A 20,930-nucleotide genomic window follows, 5' to 3' on the forward strand; every position below is an offset into this window, starting at 1 on the left:
CAGGCTAAGGATAAAGGAGATTAATCACGCTTTACCGGGAAGTGAATGTCGTAACATAAACCTTTGCCTTCCTCAGATTGGGCGTCAATCTGACCATGTAAGGCCTGGGTGACCAGGTTGTACATAATATGGGTGCCCAAACCGCTACCGCCTCGCCCACGTCGGGTGGTGAAGAATGCTTCGAACAGTTTATTAAGAAGCTGTTGCGACAAGCCCTTGCCGTCATCTTTGTATTGGATATGAATATTGTCATCCTGACGGCTGACTTTAATTTGAATGGTGCCGGCTTTCTTGTTTTCAAAGCCATGGATCAGGGAGTTCATAATCATATTGGTAAATATCTGCGCGATAATACCAGGGGCACAGCGTACCTGCAGATGGGCCGGGCAATCCACTTCGATTTTATGCTGGGTCTTTTTAAAATTGGGCGCCAGTGACTGAATGATTTCCTGCAAGTATTCACCCAGGTCAAAGTCACGCTCGGCCTCACTGGTTTGGTCAACTGCTACTTGTTTAAAGCTGGCAATGAGTTCCGAGGCCCGGTTCAAATTGGTCAGCAGCAAGGTGGCCGTTTGCTGTCCCTCATTCAGGAAGGTTGCCATGGTTTTGGCGGTCAGGCTCTTTTCATCAAAGGCATGCTGCAGACCTTTCAGGCGTTCCTGCAGGAAACTGGCAGCAGTGACGCCCACTCCCAATGGCGTGTTTACATCGTGGGCTATGCCAGCAACCAGACCACCTAGCGATGCCATGCGTTCCGACTCAACCAACTGATCTTTTGCCATTTGCAGGGTTTTCATTGATTCGGCCAGTTCAGCATTCTTTTTCAGTAATTCTTCTTCGACTTTGCGGCGATTTTCATTTTCCTGCTTCAATTCTTTCTGATGCACCATTAACTCGTCTTTCTGCTGCTCCAGATCCAGCATTATTTTACTTAACGAGGCGGTTTTGCGCGCCACTTCCTGCTCCAGAGACAGGTTGTGTTCATCCAGTTTCAGATTGGCAGTACGCAGTTCGTCCTGCGCCTGATTCAGCTTATTCTGGAAGCGAATCAAATCATCAACCAATTGATTGTAGGAGTCCTGTAATACCTTTAGTTCATTTTCTTCGGTTAATCGAACATGCAGCTTGGACTGCTCCAGACGATTGATATCAAATTTGCTGATTTGCTCTGTGAGTTCGGCCAAAGGGTCGGTGAGCATACGCCGAAAGGCATTCAGAAACAGGAAGATAAGAAATGCGGTTTTAATAAAGGCGTTGCCGATTAAAAAGAAAATACCAACTTCGATGCGCCCGAAAATAATTTCAAAACTGGAGTACAGGGTGACATCACCCACCTGTGAAGTGCGCCCGGAAAATTCGAAAATCAGCGGAAAACTGTAGCCGAAGGTGCCACCGGCATGGTCGCGCATAACCCCTGTTGTGACGGGTTCCATCGGCTGTTTGTTGGTGCGGCCCAAATCCGCAATGTAATTGGCATTTTCATCGCGTATCTGCACACCGTCTACTATGGGAAGTTCCATCAGTCCTTCTGCGATGGACACGGCCTGAGGAGTATTAAGTTCCCAAATAGCACGGGTCAGACTGGTGCTGAAGGTATTCTTAAGGGTTTGCAGTTCGCCTTCAATATGGTTTTTGGCGTTAAGGTATTCAGTGAAGATCTGACCAAGGGTGACGATCAGAGTGAGGATAAAATAAACCGAAAGTACACGGGTCAACAGCTTCTTTGACAGCCCTGTTTTTACTTTCGACATTGAATTTGACCCGCTCATCAGCCCACTCCTGTTAGACCAAGAATATGCGTAAAGGCAATATTAGACAAGCGTTTAGAATCGCTTAGCTGCAAGCATGTAAGATACCCTGCACTGGCAAAATGGCATGTGGCGCTGAATGTGGCTTTTTTACATTACTCAACACCAGGCTTCAGAAAATTTAGTTTTAATCTGAAGCCTGGCCTGTCTGCAGCCATCCGTATGGCTTTTGCTGCTGGACTGGCAATTGCCAAGCGCAAAAATTATCATACCCCCACTCCCTGACAAGTTCAGGCGAATTTTGCATTGGCTTGTCAACAAGCTTTAATAAAACTGTCACAGATTCAACCAATAATTGCGGGCGTTTTCATGAAGAAGGTTAAAACCATGTCAAAAAGAGTGTTGCTGGTGGAAGACGAATCGCCCATTCGTGAAATGGTAAAATTCGTACTGGAGCAATCCGGTTTCGAAACCATGGAAGCGGAAGATTATGATGTGGCGTTGGAAATGGTTAAGGAACCCTATCCCGACCTTATCCTGCTGGATTGGATGCTGCCGGGTGGCAGTGGTGTGCAGTTGGCTAAGAAGCTGAAGCAACACGAACATACCCGTGACATCCCCATTATTATGTTGACCGCCAGGGGGGAAGAAGATGATAAGGTGCGCGGCCTGGACGCCGGTGCGGACGATTATGTGACTAAGCCTTTTTCACCCAAAGAGCTGGTGGCCAGGATGAAAGCGGTGATTCGCCGGGTAACCCCCACTTCTGGTGATGAACCTATCGAGTTCAATGGTCTGGTGTTGGACCCCATTTCTCACCGAGTAACGGCCAAGGAAGATCCACTGGATATGGGCCCGACCGAGTTTAAACTGTTGCACTTTTTTATGACTCATAGCGAGCGGGTCTATAGTCGTGAGCAGTTACTCGACAACGTGTGGGGTACCAATGTCTATGTGGAAGACCGTACCGTGGACGTACATATCCGCCGCTTGCGTAAAGCCATTTCCAGGCACAACCATGATGCGATGATTCAGACCGTCAGGGGGGCAGGGTATCGCTTCTCGGCTAAGGTCTGAACGGGTTAGACAAGGACATGTATTACCCCTTCTCCTGGTGGAAAATTATCGGTCGATTAGTCGGCTACTTTTTGCTGGCGCTATTGATTGGTCTTTACTTTGACAGTCTGGCCGTGGCATTTGCCCTGGCCGCATTGTTACTGCTTGCTCAGCACTACTGGAATCTTTATCGGCTAAATCGCTGGCTATGGCACAGCAAAAAGATGACGCCGCCCAAAACCACCGGGGTTTGGGAACATGTTTATGAGGGGATTTATTACCTTCAGCGACGAAATCGTAATAAACGCAAGGAATTGGGGGCTCTGGTTAAACGTTTCCGCGAAGGGGCGGAAGCCTTGCCTGATGCCGCCGTGGTGGTGGATGCCAATGCCTGTATTTCCTGGTGTAACCGGCTGGCCAGAATCGAACTGGGACTGCGTTGGCCGGAGGATGCTGGCAGGCGGGTGGACAATCTGATTCGCCACCCACAGTTTATCGAGTTTTTTCACGAGGGTAATTTTGATTACCCCATCGAAGTCACTTCTCCTACCAATATCGACAAGATCCTTGAATACCGCATTATGCCTTATGGGGAAAAGCACCTGTTACTGGTGGCAAGGGACGTGACCCGAGTGACTCAGCTTGAGGAAATGCGCAAGGATTTCGTTGCCAATGTGTCCCATGAGTTGCGCACACCATTAACAGTGCTGAATGGCTATCTGGAAATGTTTAATGCCGATCCTCAGGCCTATCCGCCAGCGTTTATGCAAAAGGCGTTTGCTGAGATGACCTCACAAACCCGTCGCATGCAGAGCCTGATAGAACAATTACTGATCCTGTCGCGGATAGAAGCCAGCGCTGAACGGGTGTATGAAAAAATTGTCGATGTCCCGCAAGTGCTGGCGGCGATTCAGAGTGAGGCTGGTGCACTGAATCAGGACAAAGGCCATGACATTCAGTTTGAGGTTGATCCACAACTGCGTGTATTCGGCATTGAAACTGAGCTGCGCAGTGCGTTTTCCAACCTAATCTTCAATGCCATTCATTACACACCAGGCAAGGGCTGCATTCGGGTTGGCTGGCGTCTGCACAACAAAACCGCGGAGTTTTATGTGCAGGATAATGGTGACGGTATCGCCGAAAAGCACCTGACGAGACTGACAGAACGTTTTTACCGGGTGGATAAGGCCCGCTCACGCAAAACAGGTGGGTCGGGATTGGGTCTGGCGATTGTTAAACATGTGCTGACTCACCATAACTCTAAACTGGAAATTGACAGCGAAGTCGGCAAAGGCAGTCGTTTTTCTTTTCGTTTTTCAACCGAGCTTACCGTGGTGCACAGTCATGCCAGTAATCAGAATTAGTGCCGCGCTGCTGTCGCTGGCTTTATGCGTGTTACCCGTTTCGGCTGACGAGTATCAAAAACAGCCGGGTGTGTCGGGCACCATCACCTCGGTGGGCTCTGACACTCTGGGTAATCTGATGACCTTCTGGGCAGAGGAATTTAAACGCTACTACCCGCATGTGGCGTTTCAGATCCAGGCCTCGGGCTCCTCTACCGCCCCGGCGGCGCTGACCGAAGGCACTGCCAACGTTGGCCCCATGAGCCGTGACTTGAAAGAAAGTGAAATTGCCTATTTCAGCAAAGTGCATGGTTATCAGCCAACCGTACTGAAAGTCGCCATAGATGCTATCGCCTTGTTTGTCGACCTGCACAACCCGGTGGCGGGGCTGAATCTGCAGGAAGTGGATGCTATCTTCTCAGTGACTCGCTACTGTGGTGGCCCGGAATCTATAGCATACTGGCATCAGCTGGGTTTGCAGGGTAGCTGGAAGAACAAACGAATTCGTTTGTTTGGACGAAATTCGGTGTCTGGTACCTACGGCTTGTTTAAGGCTGAAGCCTTGTGTCAGGGCGATTTTCTGGCCACAGTGAATGAGCAGCCCGGCTCCGCGTCTGTGGTGCAATCTGTGGCGTACTCAGATGGTGCATTGGGGTATGCGGGTTTTGGTTACAAGACTGCCGGGGTGAGAGCTTTGTCGATTGCCAGGCAAGGAAACCAGTATATCTCGCCCAGTATGGAAAACATCGCCTCGGGACAGTACCCCTTGTCGCGCTTTTTGTATCTGGTAGTAAACAAAGCGCCAGAGCAGCCTTTGCCTTTGCTGGAAAGAGAATTTATCCGCTTTATTTTGTCTCCTGTCGGCCAGGATTTGGTGCGAAGGGACGGCTTTATTCCTGTGCCTGACAATGTCATTCGTCAGCAGTTACGCCTTATCGGAGTAGTCATCGAGTAACCTTTTTCCTGTCAATCTGTTTGGCATCTTCTAAGCTTGCTTTTTAGGTATTGTGACCTTGAAAAAGTTCTTTTAAGCACCAGAGCTTAGAAAGTGTCGTGCTAAACATGGAAAAGGAGGCTGTATGCCATCACGCTACGCCCAGGCCGTCAGGTTGGAATTTGAGGGCCAAGAGTATCGTTACTATCCCTTCACTATGCTGGCTGAGCAGCATTCAATATCCCGATTGCCTTTCAGTCTGAAAATCCTGCTGGAAAACCTGTTACGCCATGCTGGCCAGGATTTTGTCAGCGATGAGGATATTCTGGCGCTGGTAAACTGGCAGCCAAAGCAGGAGCCAGACAAAGAAATCGCGTTTGTACCGGCCAGAGTGTTGTTACAGGATTTCACAGGCGTACCGGCTATTGTCGATCTTGCCGCCATGCGTGATGCCATGCAGGAATTGGGGCAGGATGCGGCCCGCATCAATCCACTTTCGCCGGTAGAATTGGTGATCGACCACTCCGTGATGGTGGACGAGTATGGCAATCAGGATGCCTTTGTACGTAATACTGAAATCGAGATGCAACGCAACAAGGAGCGTTATCAGTTTCTGCGCTGGGGTCAGCAGGCGTTTAATAATTTCCGCGTGGTGCCGCCTGGCACCGGTATTGTTCATCAGGTTAATCTGGAATATCTGGCCAGAGTGGTGTTTGAGCAGGATGATACCCTGTATCCCGACACATTGGTGGGTACAGACTCCCATACAACCATGATCAATGGTCTTGGTGTGCTTGGCTGGGGAGTCGGGGGTATTGAAGCCGAAGCCGCTATGTTAGGCCAGCCGGTCAGTATGCTGATCCCTCAGGTGGTCGGAGTAAAACTTAGCGGTGAAATGCCCCAGGGTATTACCGCAACAGATTTGGTACTGACCGTGACAGAACAGTTGCGCAAGCTGGGCGTAGTGGGCAAGTTTGTTGAATTTTTTGGGCCGGGATTAAGCCAGTTGAGTCTGGCAGACAGAGCAACTATCGCCAATATGGCCCCAGAATACGGGGCAACCTGCGGATTGTTTCCGGTGGACGAGGAGACCTTGTCATATTTACGCCTGACCGGGCGCAGCGAGCATCAGATTGGGCTGATTAAAGCCTATATGCAGGCGATGGGGTTATGGCATGACGCTAACGCCGCTGAAGCCGAGTACTCCGACTTATTGGAGTTGGATTTATCCAGTCTTGAGCCCTCTATAGCCGGTCCCAAACGTCCTCAGGACAGATTAGCCCTGGGTGATGCTAAGTCGGCTTTTACTGCGATGATGGCCGAGCATAGTGAGGAGCTGGCCCAGCGTATTGCTACCTTTGACGCCGAGGGCGGTGGTGCCGCTTCAGGGCAGTCGTCGCTGGCTGAACAAGGTCAGGCCAGGGTTAGCTACAAGGATCAGCAGTTTGATCTTAAGCATGGCGATGTGGTGATAGCGGCTATCACCAGCTGTACTAATACCTCCAACCCGGCGGTTTTGATTGCTGCAGGGTTACTGGCCCGCAATGCCAGGGAATTAGGCCTTAACAGTAAACCCTGGGTGAAAACCAGCCTGGCACCGGGTTCGCAGGTGGTCACTGATTATCTTGAACGGGCCGGGTTGCTGGATGATTTACAGGCTCTGGGTTTTTATCTGGTGGGGTATGGCTGTACCACCTGTATCGGCAATGCCGGGCCATTGCCACAGCCGATTGGGGATGCAGTTAAACAGGCAAAACTGCTGGTTTGTTCAGTGTTGTCGGGTAACCGCAATTTTGAAGGCCGTATTCACCCGGATGTGCAGGCCAATTATCTGGCCTCACCACCGCTGGTCGTGGCGTATGCTATTGCCGGCAGTATGAATATTGATTTGCTCAAAGAGCCCATAGGTCAGGATCGCCAGGGGCGGGATGTGTACCTGGCCGATATCTGGCCCAGCAGCGAGGAGATCCAGCAGGCCATTCATGCCAATGTCAAAGCAGAGAACTTCAAAAGCAAGTATGCGGATGTGTTTAAGGGCGACGCTAATTGGCGCAGTTTGCCGGTGCCCCAAAGCGATCGCTATGCCTGGCCGGATTCAAGCTATGTACGTAAGCCCAGTTTTTTTGCCGGGCTGACCCATAAGCCCTCTGCCATCGAACCCATTAAAGACGCCAGGTGCCTGGTCAAGGTAGGCGACAGTATTACTACCGATCATATTTCGCCGGCCGGTTCCATCAAACCCGACAGCCCGGCTGGGAAATACCTGCAAGAGCAGGGGATCAAGCCGGTGGACTTTAATTCTTATGGTTCCCGTCGTGGTAATCACGAAGTGATGATGCGCGGTACTTTTGCCAACGTGCGGTTAAAAAACCAGTTGGCACCGGGCAGCGAGGGTAGTGTTACTTGCTACTTTCCTGACAACAAGCAAATGTCCATTTACGATGCTGCCATGGCTTATCAGGCTGCGGGCATGCCATTGATGGTGCTGGCAGGCCAGGAATATGGTACAGGTTCTTCTCGTGACTGGGCCGCCAAAGGGCCGATGTTACTAGGGGTTAAGCTGGTAATTGCGCAAAGTTATGAGCGTATCCACCGTTCCAACCTGGTGGGGATGGGGATTTTACCCTTGCAGTTTATGCCGGGGCAAAGTGCTGACTCTTTGGGACTGACTGGTGAGGAGTACTTCGCCGTGGATGAGATTGGCCCTGATACGCGTGAGGTGAATGTGAGTGTGCGCAGCAAAGATGGACAACCGCAAAGTTTTGTCGCCAAAGTACGTATTGATACCCCCAACGAGTTTCAGTACTACCTGCATGGCGGGATCCTGCCTTATGTGCTGAGAAACCTGGCGGCTAAATAGACCTCATTTGTCAGGAAGCCAGTGCCGTCAGATGGCGGTACTGGCGTTATAGTTTAGGCTTATCCACCTGGCCAATTTCCAATAGCGGCGAGGCATCCAGTTGTTCTGCATTCATCATCGCTGCAAGACGTTGCATGGATGACACCAACAGGCTTTGTTCCCAGTCTTTCAGATCGTCAAAGCGGCGGATAAAATGCTCCTGCAACATTTGTGGTGCCGCCTGCAGTGCCTTGATGCCAGCATCGGTCAGATATACTCCGACCTTACGTTTATCTTCAGTGCAGCGTTGCCGGAGCACTAATTCGCGGCTCTGTAATCTGTCCAGAATACTGGTAATGGTAGCGGGGCTGAGGTTGGTATGATCGGCGATTTCTTTGACCATGGCACCGTTAAACCTGGTGATGGCACGCATCACCAGCAACTGTGGTCCGGTCAGCCCCACCTGACGCTCAAGTTGCTTGGAATGCAAATCAATGGCGCGGATTACTTTGCGCAGGGCTACCAGCAACTCGTCATGTTTTTCCATCTTACCGCCACTGTCAGAAATCATAGACCGTCTTTAATCAGACATTATCTCAGCATATGTAAAAAATGCATATGTTTCTGATATTGGTCGATAATATCGCCAATCACCGCCTGTTTGGACCAACCCATAATGCAATAATCCTGTCCCCCTTCTGACAAATGTACTTCGGCCCGGTAGTATTTCATATCTTCGTCCATTTGCTGTTGGTCCACTTCCTGGCGGACAAACTTTGGTTGTATATGCCCCCTTGGCAGGACAGAATAAGTAAAATCCATCTCATCGCCGTGGCTGACTCTCAGCCTGATACTCTGCTGCTCACTGTCTTCCACCTCAGCCTGGATATGCTGGCGGTTTAACTCCCTGGCCACATCTTCACAGGCCGGCCGCACCACCTTTTGAATAAAGCGGCTAACAACCTCGCGGCTGGGATAATCAACGATATTGTGCAAACGCTCCTGCCAACTGCTGGTAGGTGCGGCGGCAAAGGTTGGCGCAACCGACAGTGTTAAACTTTCTCTCTTGTACACATCAACCCTTAACGCTTTCAGTAGTCCTAACATGGCGAGCAGTAACACCAGCGCAAAGGGTAGGGCGCTGACAATGGTCATTGTTTGTAATGCCCCAAGGCCGCCAACCAATAACAGCACAATGGCCACCAAGCCTTCACCGCCAGCCCAATAAACACGTTGCCAAAGCGGTGTGTCGTTACGGCCATGGGAACACAGCATATCCACGACCAATGAGCCGGAGTCGGCCGAGGTGACAAAAAACACAATCACCATTATTGTGGCAATCACCGATAAAACAGAAGAAAAGGGGAAATGTGACAAAAAGGCAAACAGGGCAATGGATACGTCGTCATTAACCATCTGGCCAAGTTCTGTGACGCCCTGAACAAAGATCATTTCAATCGCAGAATTGCCGAAAAAAGTCATCCACATCAGGGTAAAGCCCGATGGGATCAGCAACACACCCAGTACAAACTCTCGAATAGTGCGACCGCGGGAGATACGGGCAATAAACAAGCCGACAAAAGGTGCCCAGGCTATCCACCAGCCCCAATAGAAGATTGTCCAGCCGCCCAGCCAGTCGGTTTTTTCATAAGCAAAAAGGTTAAAAGTATTGCGCACAATATCCGACAGATAAGCGCCGGTGTTTTGCACAAAAGCCTGTAGCAAAAACACCGTGGGCCCGAGAATCAGTACAAACAGTAATAAACCGGCTGCCAGCAACATATTGAGTTCTGACAGACGCCGTATTCCTTTATCCAGCCCGGTGACTACCGATATCACCGCCAGCAGTGTCACCGCGATAATCAGTATCACCTGGGTGGTGGTGCCAACAGGTACACCGAACAAATAGTTCAAACCGGTATTGACCTGCAATACGCCAAACCCTAACGAAGTGGCCACGCCAAACACGGTACCAATAACGGCAAAAATATCCACAGCATGGCCCAGTGGGCCGTATATACGCTCGCCGATAAGCGGATATAACGCAGAGCGCAGAGTGAGTGGCAGGCCATGGCGATAGCTGAAAAAGGCCATAATCAGCGCCACTATGGCGTAGATGGCCCAGGCATGCAGTCCCCAGTGAAAGAACGTCAGTTTCATCGCCTCCCTCACTGCGACGACGGTGCCAGGCTCGGCTACCGGAGGGGACAAATAATGCATCACCGGTTCGGCGACACCAAAGAACATTAGCCCTATTCCCATACCGGCAGAAAACAGCATTGAGAACCAGGTGAGTCTGGTGTAATCCGGCTTGGCGTGATCAGGCCCCAATCTTATCTCACCATATCTGGATGCGCCCAGATACACCACGGTAACCAGAATAATGGCGACCACTAACACATAAAACCAACTGGCATTGTTGACAATCAGCGTCTGTAACCCCTGAAAAACACTATCTGCCTGATCCGGTGCCAGGGCGGCATAACCCATAAGCACGAAGATCAGCAAGGTCGCGGAATAAAACACCGGCGGATTGAGTTTAGCGGGGGACAATTCTTGGCTCACGGCAACCACTTTAATAATTAATTTGATGACGAATTATATTTTTAATTTGGTGAATTAGATAGTCTGCATTCTTTGCTCTTCTTGTAAGCGTTAAAGTCTGTTTTTCAGCAATTCATTGGCATCGCATGACAAAGTATTGTGCTGGTGCATTTGATCCTGATGGTTTTCCCTTTAAAATATTAATTCGCACACAAATTAATAATGTGACAAAAAGGAACATCAAACACCCATGCTTATTCAGCGAAAACTCAGCATAGCTATACTCTCTGCCTTATCTGTCAGCAGCCCATTGCTTGCTCAGCAGCAACAAAATGACGGTGAAAAATCTGGCAAAAAAGAGGTAGAAACCATCACCGTCACGGCCACCAAGCGAACGCAGAATATTCAGGAAACCCCTGTCGCGGTCCAGGCGTTGGGGGAGCGTACGCTTAAAGCGCTGGGGGTCGGCAACTTTGATGACTATGTGCGCTATATGCCAAATGTGACGTCAGGCGGCCGTGGACCTGGGCAGTCCAGTGTGTATATCCGCGGTATGTCAATTCAGCCTATCACTGTGATGCTATCGGGTGCCCAGGGCACCATGCCGAATGTGGCCTTGTATCTGGATGAGCAGCCAGTGACCGCTCCCGGTAGAAATCTGGATGTCTATGTAACGGATATTGAACGGGTTGAGGTGTTGCCAGGGCCTCAGGGTACTTTGTTTGGTGCCAGCAGCCAGGCCGGTACCGTGCGACTGATAACTAAAAAGCCGAGACTGGACGGCTTTGAAGCGGGCTTCAAAGCGTCTCTGGAAAGCACAAAAGACGGTGAGATGAGCAATGCGGTAGAAACCTACGTCAACTTACCGCTAACTAACGATCTCGCAGTACGCGGGGCTTTTTATACAGTGCAGCGTGGCGGCTACATTGACAATGTGGCAGGGGAATTCACTCTCGACCCCGCCATTAACCCGGATTCCGCCGTTGCCGGTGTGGTGCCACCTGATACCACTTATACCTCGGTCAGCAACGTGCATCTGGCTGAAGAGGATTTTAACGACAGTTATTACCAGGGATTTCGTTTAGGGGCCCGCTACTGGATTACCGAGAATTGGGAGTTGTTGGTACAGCATACCCAGCAACAGTTGGGTGCTGATGGGGTATTTGACTATGATCCCGAGGTAGGGGATTTGCAGGTGGAACGTTACTTCCCGGATGAACTGGAAGATACCTTTGGGCAAACGTCCTGGACTCTTAAGGGGCGTCTTGGCGCGCTGGATATGGTGTATACCGGTGCCTATCTGGATCGCGAAGTGGAGCAGTCCATTGATTACACCGGCTATAACAACTCCGGCGGCTTTATTGCTTACTATACTTGTACTTATACCAATCCGGATTACATCGTTAATTACGGTATTGATCCCAGTCTGATCACCGAAAACCGTCAATGCCTGGACCCCACCAAAGGCTTTAAGGGCTTTCAGGAACATAGCCGCCAGACCCATGAGTTCAGGGTCTCCACACCGGATTATGCTAAATGGCGCGCAGTGGCCGGGGTATTTCTGGATAAGGTCGATATTGAAACCCAGGATGATTTTGTCTATACCGCCACCCAGCATCTGGGTTTTGCACCTAATGCGCCCATTGCAGCGGCGAATAATATCAATCCCGATACCCGTCCTGCCGGCGTAGCGTTTTTCAATGATATTACCCGCACCGAAGAACAAATCGCGCTGTTTGGGGAGTTTACCTATAAGTTCACCGACAGCCTGAGCGCCACACTGGGCCTGAGATACTATGATATGGAATCGGACTATACTGGCTCGTCCAACTTTGCCGATGGTATTTTTCAGGGCTCAAAGAATACTGATCGTGGGCGTGACTATGATGCCTCCGGTGGGCATAGCACCGAGCCTCTTAAAGCCGATGACTGGATCCCGAAGTTCAACTTAAGCTATCAGGCCAGTGACGACATATTGTTTTACGCCACCTACTCAGAAGGCTTCAGACCAGGGGGCTTTAACCGTGGTGGCGGCATTCCCTCTGCTAATCCTGACTTCCCCACCGTGGCCGTAACCTATCAGACCGATGATGTGACTAACTACGAGTTTGGCTGGAAGTCCCTGCTGTTTGACCGTACTTTGCGGTTTAACGGTAATCTTTACTATGTGGAATGGTCGGATATGCAGGTGTCGCGTTTTGACCCGCAAAATGTGTCCATCCTGACCTTTATCGAAAACGCCGCAGACTCGGAAATCCGCGGATTGGAAGCCGATTTAGTCTGGAATGCCAGCGATAATCTGACTCTCTATGGCGCGTTTTCTTACAATGATACCGAGTTAACGGCGGTTAATGCCCAGGTGATTGAAATGGCGCCGGTTGGTAGTGAGTTACCACTGACACCCAAATTTCAGGGTACCCTAAGGGCCAGATATGCCTGGTATGCCGGTGCTTATGACGCCTATTGGCAGGTAGCCGCACAATATGCCGATGCATCCTGGAGTTCTATTGTGGCGGCCGACAGAAAACGTCAGGACAGTTACACCACGGTGGATGCCAGCTTGGGCGTGCGCAAAGATGCCTGGGGCGTGGAATTGTATATCCAGAATCTCACTGATGAGCGGGCCGATCTGTTTATCAATGACCAGGATGATATTACCCGCATTACCACCAACAGACCCAGAACCATAGGCTTGCGTCTGACTTATGATTATTTCTGATTAGTGCGTTTAATTTTCAGGGCGGTGGCGACCGCCCTGACTTTTTAGGTGTGAAGTACAATTGAAACAACATAATGAAGCCAGACACAGGCAATTGGCCCTGATTCGCCAGGACGTCAATCAGGGGCGTTTTTCCCAGGCTAAAGCGCAGCTTACAGACTTGCTTAAGGCCGATGGCAATGATCAGGGAGCCTGGTACCTGCTCGCCGTTTCGCAGCGCTATCTGGGGGAACTGGACGACGCGCTGAGCAGTTTACAGACCTTACGTTTGCTGGACCCAGGTTACGGCCGACTTTACCAGGAAATGGGCCATTGTCTGCTTGCTGGTAAGGAAACCGCCCGGGCAATTATGGCGTATCGCCAGGCTGTGCAATTTAACCCGGCACTGCTGGCCAGTTGGCAGCGGCTCGCAGAGCTATTACCTGAGTCTGATCCTGGCCACCAGCTGATGGTGGCCAATGTCCGTGAACTTAAGGCGCTACCAATTGAGATACAAAGCGCCACCAGTATGTTGCATGAAGGCAAGTTACTTAAAGCCGAACAACTATGTCGCCATTACCTGCAGCACCATCCCCGACATGTCAATGCCATGCGCTTGTTGGCGCAGATTGGCTTGAAACACTATATATTGGATGACGCTGAGTTTCTGCTTGAGAGCTGTCTGGCGTTTGAACCGGCGCATTTGGGAGCGAGGCAGGACTATGTGCTGGTTTTGCACAAAAGACAGAAATATCAGCAGGCCCTGCAACAAGCAAGGACTTTGCTGGATACCGATCCTGACAATGGCCATTATCAAATTCTGCTTGCCAATCAATTGGTCGCGGTGGGGCAATTTGAGCAGGCTTTGAGCCTGTATCAGCAAGCCTGGCAGTTGATGCCAGGCAACGCCCATATTCCCTTGTTGCAAGGTCATGCGCTAAAGACTTTGGGGCAACATCAGCAAGCAGTGCAGGCCTATCAACAGGCTATCGAAGCCAGGCAAGATTTTGGCGATGCTTACTGGAGCCTGGCCAATCTGAAGACCTACCGTTTCACTCCTGCTCAGATGGCTGATATGCAAAGCCTGGCCGAGCAGCAGACAGTGTTGCCTGAGGATAAAATTCACCTGCACTTTGCCTTGGGTAAGGCCTTTGAAGACAGTGAAGAATATGAAAATGCCTTTATTCACTACAAGCAGGGCAATAGCTTAAAAAAAGCCGCGCTGCATTACAGCGCAGAGAAGTTCAGCCAGGAAGTGAATGGGCAGATCCAACACTGTGATACAAGTCTGTTCAGCAGCAGGCAAGGCATGGGCTGTGCGGATGATGCGCCCATTTTTATTGTTGGTTTGCCAAGGGCCGGGTCCACCTTACTGGAACAAATTTTGGCCTCTCATTCCATGGTGGATGGCACTATGGAACTGCCTAATATTCTCGCTACTGTGCATCGGCTTAAGGGGCGAAGAGCCAGTGCTCCAGCTTATCCGGCCAACCTGCATGAACTAAGTGCTGAACAACTGCTGGAACTGGGTGAGGCTTATATTCGTGATACCCGCATTCATCGCGGGCAGGGGCGTTATTTTATCGATAAAATGCCTAATAACTTCCGTCACATTGGCTTGATTCAGCTGATTCTGCCTAACGCCAGAATTATTGATGCCAGACGCCATCCTATGGCCTGCTGCTTTAGTGGCTTTAAACAGTTGTTTGCCGAAGGACAGGAATTTTCGTATGCCCTGTCTGATATCGCCGCTTACTACAGGGACTATTTACGCTTGATGGCGCATTGGGACAAGGTTTTACCCGGAAAAGTGTATCGGCTTCAATATGAGCTTCTGGTGGCAGATTTTGAATCACAGGTCCGGCAACTGCTGGATTTTCTTGGCTTGCCATTTGAACGAGCTTGTTTGGATTTCCATCAAACCCGCCGGGCAATCAAGACCGCCAGCTCAGAGCAGGTTCGCCAGCCGCTTTACCAATCAGGGCTTGAACAGTGGCGACATTTTTCGCCCTGGTTAGGCGAACTACAACAAGGGCTGGGTAGCGATGTGTTGGCAGACGTTGGCCACTAGGCATTAGCCTTCGGTATGACTATGTTGCTCGATATAGGACTGTATAAAGCTGCGCAGTTCTTTTGCCGCGCTACTGTCGTGCTGCTCGCACAATTCAATAAAAGTGTTACGCATCTCTTTATCGATACGGATAAGTAATTGACTGTCCTTCTTTTTTTTCTTTTTGTCTTTGCTGGGCATCGCGGCACGAGTTGGCGGGGAATGGTGCGGGAATTTTACCCTGCTGGGCTTTTATGTCAATTTTGTTACATGCTGCACTGTGTGCTGCGCTACGATAAAATTTTTGTGAACTCAGAGGCTTGAGCGGCTAGACTATAGCGGTTTAAATCTGCGCTTTTGTTTGTTGGCGGCCAGGCATGGCCGATGGCAAATTAACTTGGAAATGGAAAAATGAAGAAAACCTTAATTCCTGCACTTTTAATGGGTCTGTTTACCAGTACAACGGCTGTGGCAAACAATATGTATGGATTGCTTTCGGCCGGTTATGCGGATGCCAAGCAGGGGCAGGCGGGTGGCAAGGACGTGGGCTATAGCTTTGGTATGGGCTATGAATTACATCGTCAGTGGGTGCTGGAAGGCGGCTTTCAGCAGCTTTTGGATGAACAGGGGGATGCGCCGAGCCTGACCAATCTGGGTTCAGAAGATAGCAGCAGTATCAAGGCCGATGCCCTTTATCTGGCTTTGCTCGGTAAGGCGTCTTCGCAAGCCGGTACGCTGTTTTACCGGGTTGGTGTCATGAGCGTCAAACTGGAGTCGCAGGCTGTGATTGCGGCTAATCAAAGTTGTGAACGCGGTGATGCTATTGCGCTGAGCATTGAAGGCACTGCAGCTCTGTCCTGTGAGCTGGACAAAACCATTGTTGCCGGTGTGGTCGGCTTAGGCTTTGATTTCCGCTTGTCGGATTCTCTTGATCTGCGTATTGAAGCCCAACATGTCAGAGGTGCCGAGGATTTTGAAGCCAATATCGGCCAGATCGGCATCCGTTATAATTTCTAAAGACTGTCCATACGCCTGATTAAGCCATCCGCCCAGTGGCGGATGGCAGAACGCTGTTCATGACTTTTTTTATGCCATTGGCTGACCATCAGCGCCATTCTTGGGTTGGCAGCAAATTCCTGCTGGTGAATATCAATAAAACGCCAGTACAGCGAATTGTATGGGCACGCCTTGTTGCCAGTCAGCAACTTCGGCGAGTAGGGGCAATGCTGACAGTGATTACCCATTTTATTTAGATAATTGCCGCTGGCGGCATAAGGTTTGCTGGCTAACAAGCCACCATCAGCATACAGCGCCATCCCGAGGGTATTTGGTAGCTCCACCCACTCAAACGCGTCGACATAGACAGCTAAATACCACTGGCAAACCTGCTTTACATCCAGGCCAGCCAACAGGGCAAAATTTCCGATCACCATCAGTCTTTGTATATGATGTGCATAGGCCAGATGCAGTGAGTTGCTCACTGCTTGCTGCACACAGCGCATTCGCACTGAGCCCTGCCAGAACCATTTGGGTAATGGATGTGTGGCATTAAAGTGATTATTGTTGGCGTAGTCCTCGCCGCAATACCAGTAAAGGCCACGCACATATTCGCGCCACCCCAGTACTTGTCGGATAAAGCCCTCCACCGCATTAATGGGAGCTTGCCCCTGATAATAGGCCGCTTCAGCCCGACGACAGACAGTTATGGGGGCTAATAATCCCAGATTGATATAAGCCGACAACAGGCTATGAAATACCCCTGGCTCATCATCTGCCAGGGCATCCTGATAGTCGCCGAAATTGGCCAAACGGGTCTGGATAAAGTCGTCAAGCGCTTGCTCTGCCTGACAAGGTGTGACGGCAAAGTGAAAGTGTTCCAGTCTGCCGGGGTTTTGTGCAAATTCCTTTTCCACCAGAGCCAGCACCTTGGTGGTTATATCATCTGCATCAAATCGCTGTGCTTTTTGGGGGGTAAGGTTGGCCGGCCAGGCCCGACTATTGTGTTTATCAAAATTAAATTTTCCGCCCTCTGGATTCGAGCCTGACATCAGCAGGCCGGTCTGCCGTCTTGCCCACTGATAAAAGTGTTCCATTCTGGGCTGCTGTTTACCGGCAAACCAGTCAAGCATCTGCTGGCGAGAGAAGATAAAGTGGTGACTGTCGAACTGTCTGACCGGCACAGGCAGGCTATCCGCCCATTGGTTAAACTGGCTTTGTAGCCTGTGCTCACCCGGTTCAACCAGGTAAAGGGCTTGATAGGCGAAACAACTAAGCTGATACTGAAGTAAGGCATCAAAGCTTTGCCAACGGTCTTTTGTGTCAGTGTATTGGTAGTAATGCACGCTGAAGCCCTGTTGCATTAAGGCTGCGGCAAAATGACGCATGGCAGAAAAGACCAGTGCAATCTTTAACTTGTTGTGCGGCACATAACTGGCTTCGTCCGGCAGTTCTGCCATCAGAATATGGTCGGTGGCAGGGTTAAGATGTTGCAGTACGGGGTGCTTTAAACACAGTTGGTCCCCCAGCAATAGCAGTAATTTCATTAACAGACGACGGTTGTGTAGGTTTTGAGTTAATTCGTAGCAAAAGGAGAAAGGGATCACTTATGAAAAATGAATTCGACAGTCATTTCGTGCTTGCGGTGTTCGAGAAGATTCGCAGTCATGGCAAACATCAGGATGATGCGTATACATTGGAGGGGGTTAAGGCCTATACGGATTTTGACGGGTACACCCTGTTTATTGAAGATGCGTCGGTAAAGCTGAGTTTCGGCTTTCATAACCAATACCACTTTGATTATGAAAAAGCCGAGCAGATGGAACAGTTTGAGAAAAAATTGCGGCATATCGATGCCAGCTATGCATAGTGGTGTATCACCCTAAGCTGGCATAACGAAATAATAAATAGACAGATAATGACAAGTGCAGCCAGCGACCACAAACAGATGCCAAACGGCGTGAGTAAACTGGTAACGTTTGGCCACGTAAAATAACACACCGATACTGAAACAGAGTCCGCCAGCAACCAGCAACCACATGCCGGCACCGGGCAGGGCCTGGTACAAAGGATAGATAAAAGCCAGGGACAGCCAACCCATAAACAAATACAAGGTCAGGGACAAACGGGGAAAGCGGTGTCTGGCCAACCATTTGAAGGCAACACCGGCCAGGGCAATACTCCAAATAAGTACAGTGCCCAAGGTGCCAACCCATCCCCCCACGCTAACCAGCATAAATGGTGTGTAAGTCCCTGCTATCAATAAATAAATAGCACTGTGGTCGAACAGTTTCAGCCAGCCTTTGAGTTTTTGATGAGTGACGGCGTGATATATGGTAGAGCTGAGAAACATCAGCAATAATGAACTGCCATATATACTGGAAGCAGTTATCGCCAGGCCGGATTCGCTACGCAACAACAGTAATACCAATCCAATGATGGCGACAATAAAGCCGATACCATGGCTCAGGGCATTGAGCCACTCTTCTGCAATGGAATAAGGGCGTTGCGTGGACAAAACGGTTTCCTGAAAGCCGACAATGGCGGTAAGTATAGAATTTCAGCGAACAACTGTACACTGAAAATGTTGTGTGAGGAGTGAGGAGTGAGGAGTGAGGAATTAGACCCAAGGTTATCGGAGCCGGTTGCTGGTGATAAACCACCGTGCAACGGTGAAGTGCAGCAATCAGAAGTAGTTTGCTGGTATCTGTATATTGTGGAGAATCGTCTGGGGCATTGGTATACAGGAATCAGTACCGAGCCTGCAAGGCGCTTTGAAGAGCATCAGTCAGATATGGGCAAAGGCGCTAAAGCCCTCAGAGGCAAGGGGCCATTAAAGCTGAAATTCTGTCAACAAGTAGGGGATCGCAGCCAGGCCAGTCGAGCAGAATATCGGGTCAAACAACTGCCAAAAGTACAAAAACGCAGGCTGATCGAAGGGCTGTTAAGCCTGGCTGAACTGCTGGAAACTTAAGGCTTGTCCTTTGGGGGCGGATCACTTTTCTGTGCAGTGTTTTGCTGATGCATGTCCATCAGCATACGTTGTATGTCACTTATCTGGCTTTGCAGATTTTCCACCTGATCGTGGATTTCATGAATACGGCGGTTTTGCACGGCGAGCTGATCTTTTTCTGCCGGGGTAATAAAAAACGATGCAATATAACCAGAGATAACCCCAAACAAACTGACACCACTGATAATCAATAGCACGCTGACGATTCTGCCAGCGGTGGAAACCGGATAGTAGTCACCATACCCAACGGTGGAGATGGTAACCAGGCTCCACCAGATGGCATCTTCTGCGGTGGTGATGTTGGCTCCGGGTAAGTCGTGCTCTATCAGATAAATAGAGAGTCCGGCTGCGCCAATAAGCAGTACCAGGGTAACCATCATAGTGGCTAGGGTGGTCTGAATGCGGTCTTTTAGCGAAGGTAACGCCAGATGGCGGGTTTGCTTAAGTAGGCGAATCACCCGCAGTACCTGCAGGAAGCGGGCAAAGCGGAAGGGCTCTATCATGGGAATGCTGGCGACAAAATCTATCCAGTGTTCCTTGAAATACGTGGTTCTGTTTTTGGCCACCAACAGGTTGTAGGTGAAGTTCAACAAAAACAGCATGCAAATCAGGGTGTCCATAAACACCAGATAACTGTGTACATCTTTGGGCAGATCCATCAGTACCAACACGCAAATATTGATGACCGCCACCAGCGACAGCACCATCATGCCGATATCAAAGGCACCGAGTTTATGTCCGCGAGCCATCAGGACACCAACCCAAGTAACAATAAGGCCATACCCATAGTCAGGGCCATTTCAACGCTGGCCAGTCCGACATTATGTTGATGATCCACTTCCCGTACCAGATTAATACCGGGTAAAACCAATCGTTTAGCAGCCCAGGCCAGTGCGAACGTCAGCAAGGTAAACAGCATGGCCAGAAACAGCCAGTTCAACAGGTTACTCACATAAGCAGTGGGATGATATTCGAGCAACTGACTGGCGGCACTCACTGCAAAGGCGGTACCCAATAATAAGCCGCCATGCTGAATGGCCAGGGCTACCTGACCGCGTACCAACACATCCTGCATAGAATCGTTCTGATTGTCCTCGGCAAAGCGTCTTTCCATTAAACGGGTTGTGACCAACATGACAGCCAGGGTGACAACAAAACCACTGAGAACTGCGATACCGCTGTGTATATCAAAGCCTTCTGTCCACAGCAGGACACTTCTGATCATAATGGCGATGGCAATAGAGCTGGCGCAGTCAACCAGGGCGATACTGACATTGCGGCTAAGGATCTGCTCACGCTTATCCAGTCTGTCCAACACCAGTCTGTCGTGGACAAAGCGCCCGACTTTAATCAGCAGTATGCCGACAATGCCATAAACCAACATTTGAATGGACTGGGCAAGATAGTCTTCGGAAGAGGCTTTTTCCGCTGCGCTCCATAAGATGATGGACAGTGCCAGCAAACTGGAGGCAATACTGATACCAAAGGCAAAATTGTCTTTGCCGGAAAGCTGGTCATTGCCGTCCACCCTTGTCCAGACACCAAATACCCAGCGCATCAATACCAGTAACAACAGTGCAATCACTATATCCAATCCCTGGTACAGTAATGCCTGCGGAGAAAAAGTTAACGCTATCAGGTCTGAATTCATTTGACCTTTATTCTTTATTCACCAAGACCTCAATTATTCAGTAGGTTAGCTATCAATC

General features: G+C 50.0%; 17 protein-coding genes. 9 read left to right on the forward strand and 8 right to left on the reverse strand.

Going from position 1 to position 20,930, the window contains the following annotated elements:
• Positions 1-20 precede the first annotated feature (20 nt).
• Positions 21-1,751: a sensor histidine kinase gene (locus ABD028_RS18640; protein ID WP_343847156.1), complete on the reverse strand. Its 1,731-nt coding sequence runs from the start codon at positions 1,749-1,751 to the stop codon at positions 21-23.
• Positions 1,752-2,135: 384 nt separating this feature from the next.
• Between ABD028_RS18640 and phoB the strand changes: the two genes are divergently transcribed.
• The 4 genes from phoB (at position 2,136) to acnA (ending at position 7,941) form a co-directional block, all read left to right on the forward strand.
• Positions 2,136-2,825 carry a phosphate regulon transcriptional regulator PhoB gene (gene phoB, locus ABD028_RS18645; RefSeq protein ID WP_102797916.1) on the forward strand — a complete coding sequence of 230 codons (690 nt, stop codon included), beginning with the start codon at positions 2,136-2,138 and terminating at the stop codon, positions 2,823-2,825.
• 17 nt (positions 2,826-2,842) lie between these two features.
• Complete coding sequence (gene phoR, locus ABD028_RS18650; protein WP_343846975.1) at positions 2,843-4,168, forward strand: phosphate regulon sensor histidine kinase PhoR; 1,326 nt, start codon at positions 2,843-2,845, stop codon at positions 4,166-4,168.
• Positions 4,149-5,102 (forward strand): PstS family phosphate ABC transporter substrate-binding protein, encoded by a 954-nt coding sequence (locus tag ABD028_RS18655; RefSeq protein WP_343846976.1) that lies wholly within the window; start codon positions 4,149-4,151, stop codon positions 5,100-5,102. The genes phoR and ABD028_RS18655 overlap by 20 nt, the downstream gene beginning before the upstream one ends.
• 124 nt (positions 5,103-5,226) lie before the next feature.
• Positions 5,227-7,941, forward strand: a complete 2,715-nt coding sequence (acnA, locus tag ABD028_RS18660; protein ID WP_343846977.1) for an aconitate hydratase AcnA — start codon at positions 5,227-5,229, stop codon at positions 7,939-7,941.
• 46 nt (positions 7,942-7,987) lie between these two features.
• Here acnA and ABD028_RS18665 read toward each other — a convergent pair whose 3' ends face one another.
• Both ABD028_RS18665 and ABD028_RS18670 read right to left on the reverse strand, forming a co-directional pair.
• On the reverse strand, positions 7,988-8,467 hold the full coding sequence (locus ABD028_RS18665) for a MarR family winged helix-turn-helix transcriptional regulator (RefSeq protein WP_102797917.1): 480 nt from the start codon (positions 8,465-8,467) through the stop codon (positions 7,988-7,990).
• A gap of 44 nt (positions 8,468-8,511) precedes the next feature.
• Positions 8,512-10,485, reverse strand: a complete 1,974-nt coding sequence (locus ABD028_RS18670) for a BCCT family transporter (RefSeq protein ID WP_343846978.1) — start codon at positions 10,483-10,485, stop codon at positions 8,512-8,514.
• A 229-nt stretch (positions 10,486-10,714) separates the two neighbouring features.
• Between ABD028_RS18670 and ABD028_RS18675 the strand changes: the two genes are divergently transcribed.
• Positions 10,715-13,183: a TonB-dependent receptor gene (locus ABD028_RS18675; protein WP_343846979.1), complete on the forward strand. Its 2,469-nt coding sequence runs from the start codon at positions 10,715-10,717 to the stop codon at positions 13,181-13,183.
• Positions 13,184-13,244: 61 nt separating this feature from the next.
• The gene (locus ABD028_RS18680; RefSeq protein WP_343846980.1) at positions 13,245-15,233 is read left to right on the forward strand and encodes a tetratricopeptide repeat-containing sulfotransferase family protein; all 1,989 of its coding nucleotides are present in this window, start codon (positions 13,245-13,247) and stop codon (positions 15,231-15,233) included.
• Positions 15,234-15,236: 3 nt separating this feature from the next.
• Here ABD028_RS18680 and ABD028_RS18685 read toward each other — a convergent pair whose 3' ends face one another.
• A complete protein-coding gene (locus tag ABD028_RS18685) occupies positions 15,237-15,413 on the reverse strand; it encodes a hypothetical protein (RefSeq protein WP_343846981.1) in 177 nt (58 codons plus the stop codon).
• Between the two features lie 210 nt (positions 15,414-15,623).
• On the opposite strand from ABD028_RS18685, the gene ABD028_RS18690 reads away from it, so the two are divergent.
• Complete coding sequence (locus ABD028_RS18690) at positions 15,624-16,229, forward strand: outer membrane beta-barrel protein (protein ID WP_343846982.1); 606 nt, start codon at positions 15,624-15,626, stop codon at positions 16,227-16,229.
• Here ABD028_RS18690 and ABD028_RS18695 read toward each other — a convergent pair.
• The gene (locus ABD028_RS18695) at positions 16,226-17,755 is read right to left on the reverse strand and encodes a cryptochrome/photolyase family protein (protein WP_343846983.1); all 1,530 of its coding nucleotides are present in this window, start codon (positions 17,753-17,755) and stop codon (positions 16,226-16,228) included. The genes ABD028_RS18690 and ABD028_RS18695 overlap by 4 nt on opposite strands.
• A 62-nt stretch (positions 17,756-17,817) precedes the next feature.
• Here ABD028_RS18695 and ABD028_RS18700 point away from each other — a divergent pair, with 62 nt between their 5' ends.
• Positions 17,818-18,078: a DUF3081 domain-containing protein gene (locus ABD028_RS18700; protein WP_343846984.1), complete on the forward strand. Its 261-nt coding sequence runs from the start codon at positions 17,818-17,820 to the stop codon at positions 18,076-18,078.
• A gap of 12 nt (positions 18,079-18,090) precedes the next feature.
• On the opposite strand, the gene trhA is transcribed toward ABD028_RS18700, so the two are convergent.
• Positions 18,091-18,726: a PAQR family membrane homeostasis protein TrhA gene (gene trhA / locus ABD028_RS18705; protein WP_245921738.1), complete on the reverse strand. Its 636-nt coding sequence runs from the start codon at positions 18,724-18,726 to the stop codon at positions 18,091-18,093.
• An 87-nt stretch (positions 18,727-18,813) separates the two neighbouring features.
• Between trhA and ABD028_RS18710 the strand changes: the two genes are divergently transcribed.
• A complete protein-coding gene (locus ABD028_RS18710) occupies positions 18,814-19,182 on the forward strand; it encodes a GIY-YIG nuclease family protein (RefSeq protein ID WP_425542137.1) in 369 nt (122 codons plus the stop codon).
• On the opposite strand, the gene ABD028_RS18715 is transcribed toward ABD028_RS18710, so the two are convergent.
• A complete protein-coding gene (locus ABD028_RS18715; RefSeq protein ID WP_343846985.1) occupies positions 19,179-19,970 on the reverse strand; it encodes a potassium channel family protein in 792 nt (263 codons plus the stop codon). The genes ABD028_RS18710 and ABD028_RS18715 overlap by 4 nt on opposite strands.
• Positions 19,970-20,872: a DUF350 domain-containing protein gene (locus ABD028_RS18720; protein WP_343846986.1), complete on the reverse strand. Its 903-nt coding sequence runs from the start codon at positions 20,870-20,872 to the stop codon at positions 19,970-19,972. The genes ABD028_RS18715 and ABD028_RS18720 overlap by 1 nt, the downstream gene beginning before the upstream one ends.
• Positions 20,873-20,930 lie beyond the last annotated feature (58 nt).

Origin of the sequence: Bowmanella denitrificans (assembly GCF_039522935.1) — a bacterium.
Lineage (GTDB): Bacteria > Pseudomonadota > Gammaproteobacteria > Enterobacterales > Alteromonadaceae > Bowmanella > Bowmanella denitrificans.

Coding starts and splice junctions, on each gene's coding strand:
- ABD028_RS18640 (WP_343847156.1), bottom strand. CDS start 1,751: ATGTCGAAAGTAAAAACAGGGCTGTCAAAGAAGCTGTTGACCCGTGTA.
- phoB (WP_102797916.1), top strand. CDS start 2,136: ATGTCAAAAAGAGTGTTGCTGGTGGAAGACGAATCGCCCATTCGTGAA.
- phoR (WP_343846975.1), top strand. CDS start 2,843: ATGTATTACCCCTTCTCCTGGTGGAAAATTATCGGTCGATTAGTCGGC.
- ABD028_RS18655 (WP_343846976.1), top strand. CDS start 4,149: ATGCCAGTAATCAGAATTAGTGCCGCGCTGCTGTCGCTGGCTTTATGC.
- acnA (WP_343846977.1), top strand. CDS start 5,227: ATGCCATCACGCTACGCCCAGGCCGTCAGGTTGGAATTTGAGGGCCAA.
- ABD028_RS18665 (WP_102797917.1), bottom strand. CDS start 8,467: ATGGAAAAACATGACGAGTTGCTGGTAGCCCTGCGCAAAGTAATCCGC.
- ABD028_RS18675 (WP_343846979.1), top strand. CDS start 10,715: ATGCTTATTCAGCGAAAACTCAGCATAGCTATACTCTCTGCCTTATCT.
- ABD028_RS18685 (WP_343846981.1), bottom strand. CDS start 15,413: ATGCCCAGCAAAGACAAAAAGAAAAAAAAGAAGGACAGTCAATTACTT.
- ABD028_RS18690 (WP_343846982.1), top strand. CDS start 15,624: ATGAAGAAAACCTTAATTCCTGCACTTTTAATGGGTCTGTTTACCAGT.
- ABD028_RS18695 (WP_343846983.1), bottom strand. CDS start 17,755: ATGAAATTACTGCTATTGCTGGGGGACCAACTGTGTTTAAAGCACCCC.
- ABD028_RS18700 (WP_343846984.1), top strand. CDS start 17,818: ATGAAAAATGAATTCGACAGTCATTTCGTGCTTGCGGTGTTCGAGAAG.
- ABD028_RS18715 (WP_343846985.1), bottom strand. CDS start 19,970: ATGGCTCGCGGACATAAACTCGGTGCCTTTGATATCGGCATGATGGTG.
- ABD028_RS18720 (WP_343846986.1), bottom strand. CDS start 20,872: ATGAATTCAGACCTGATAGCGTTAACTTTTTCTCCGCAGGCATTACTG.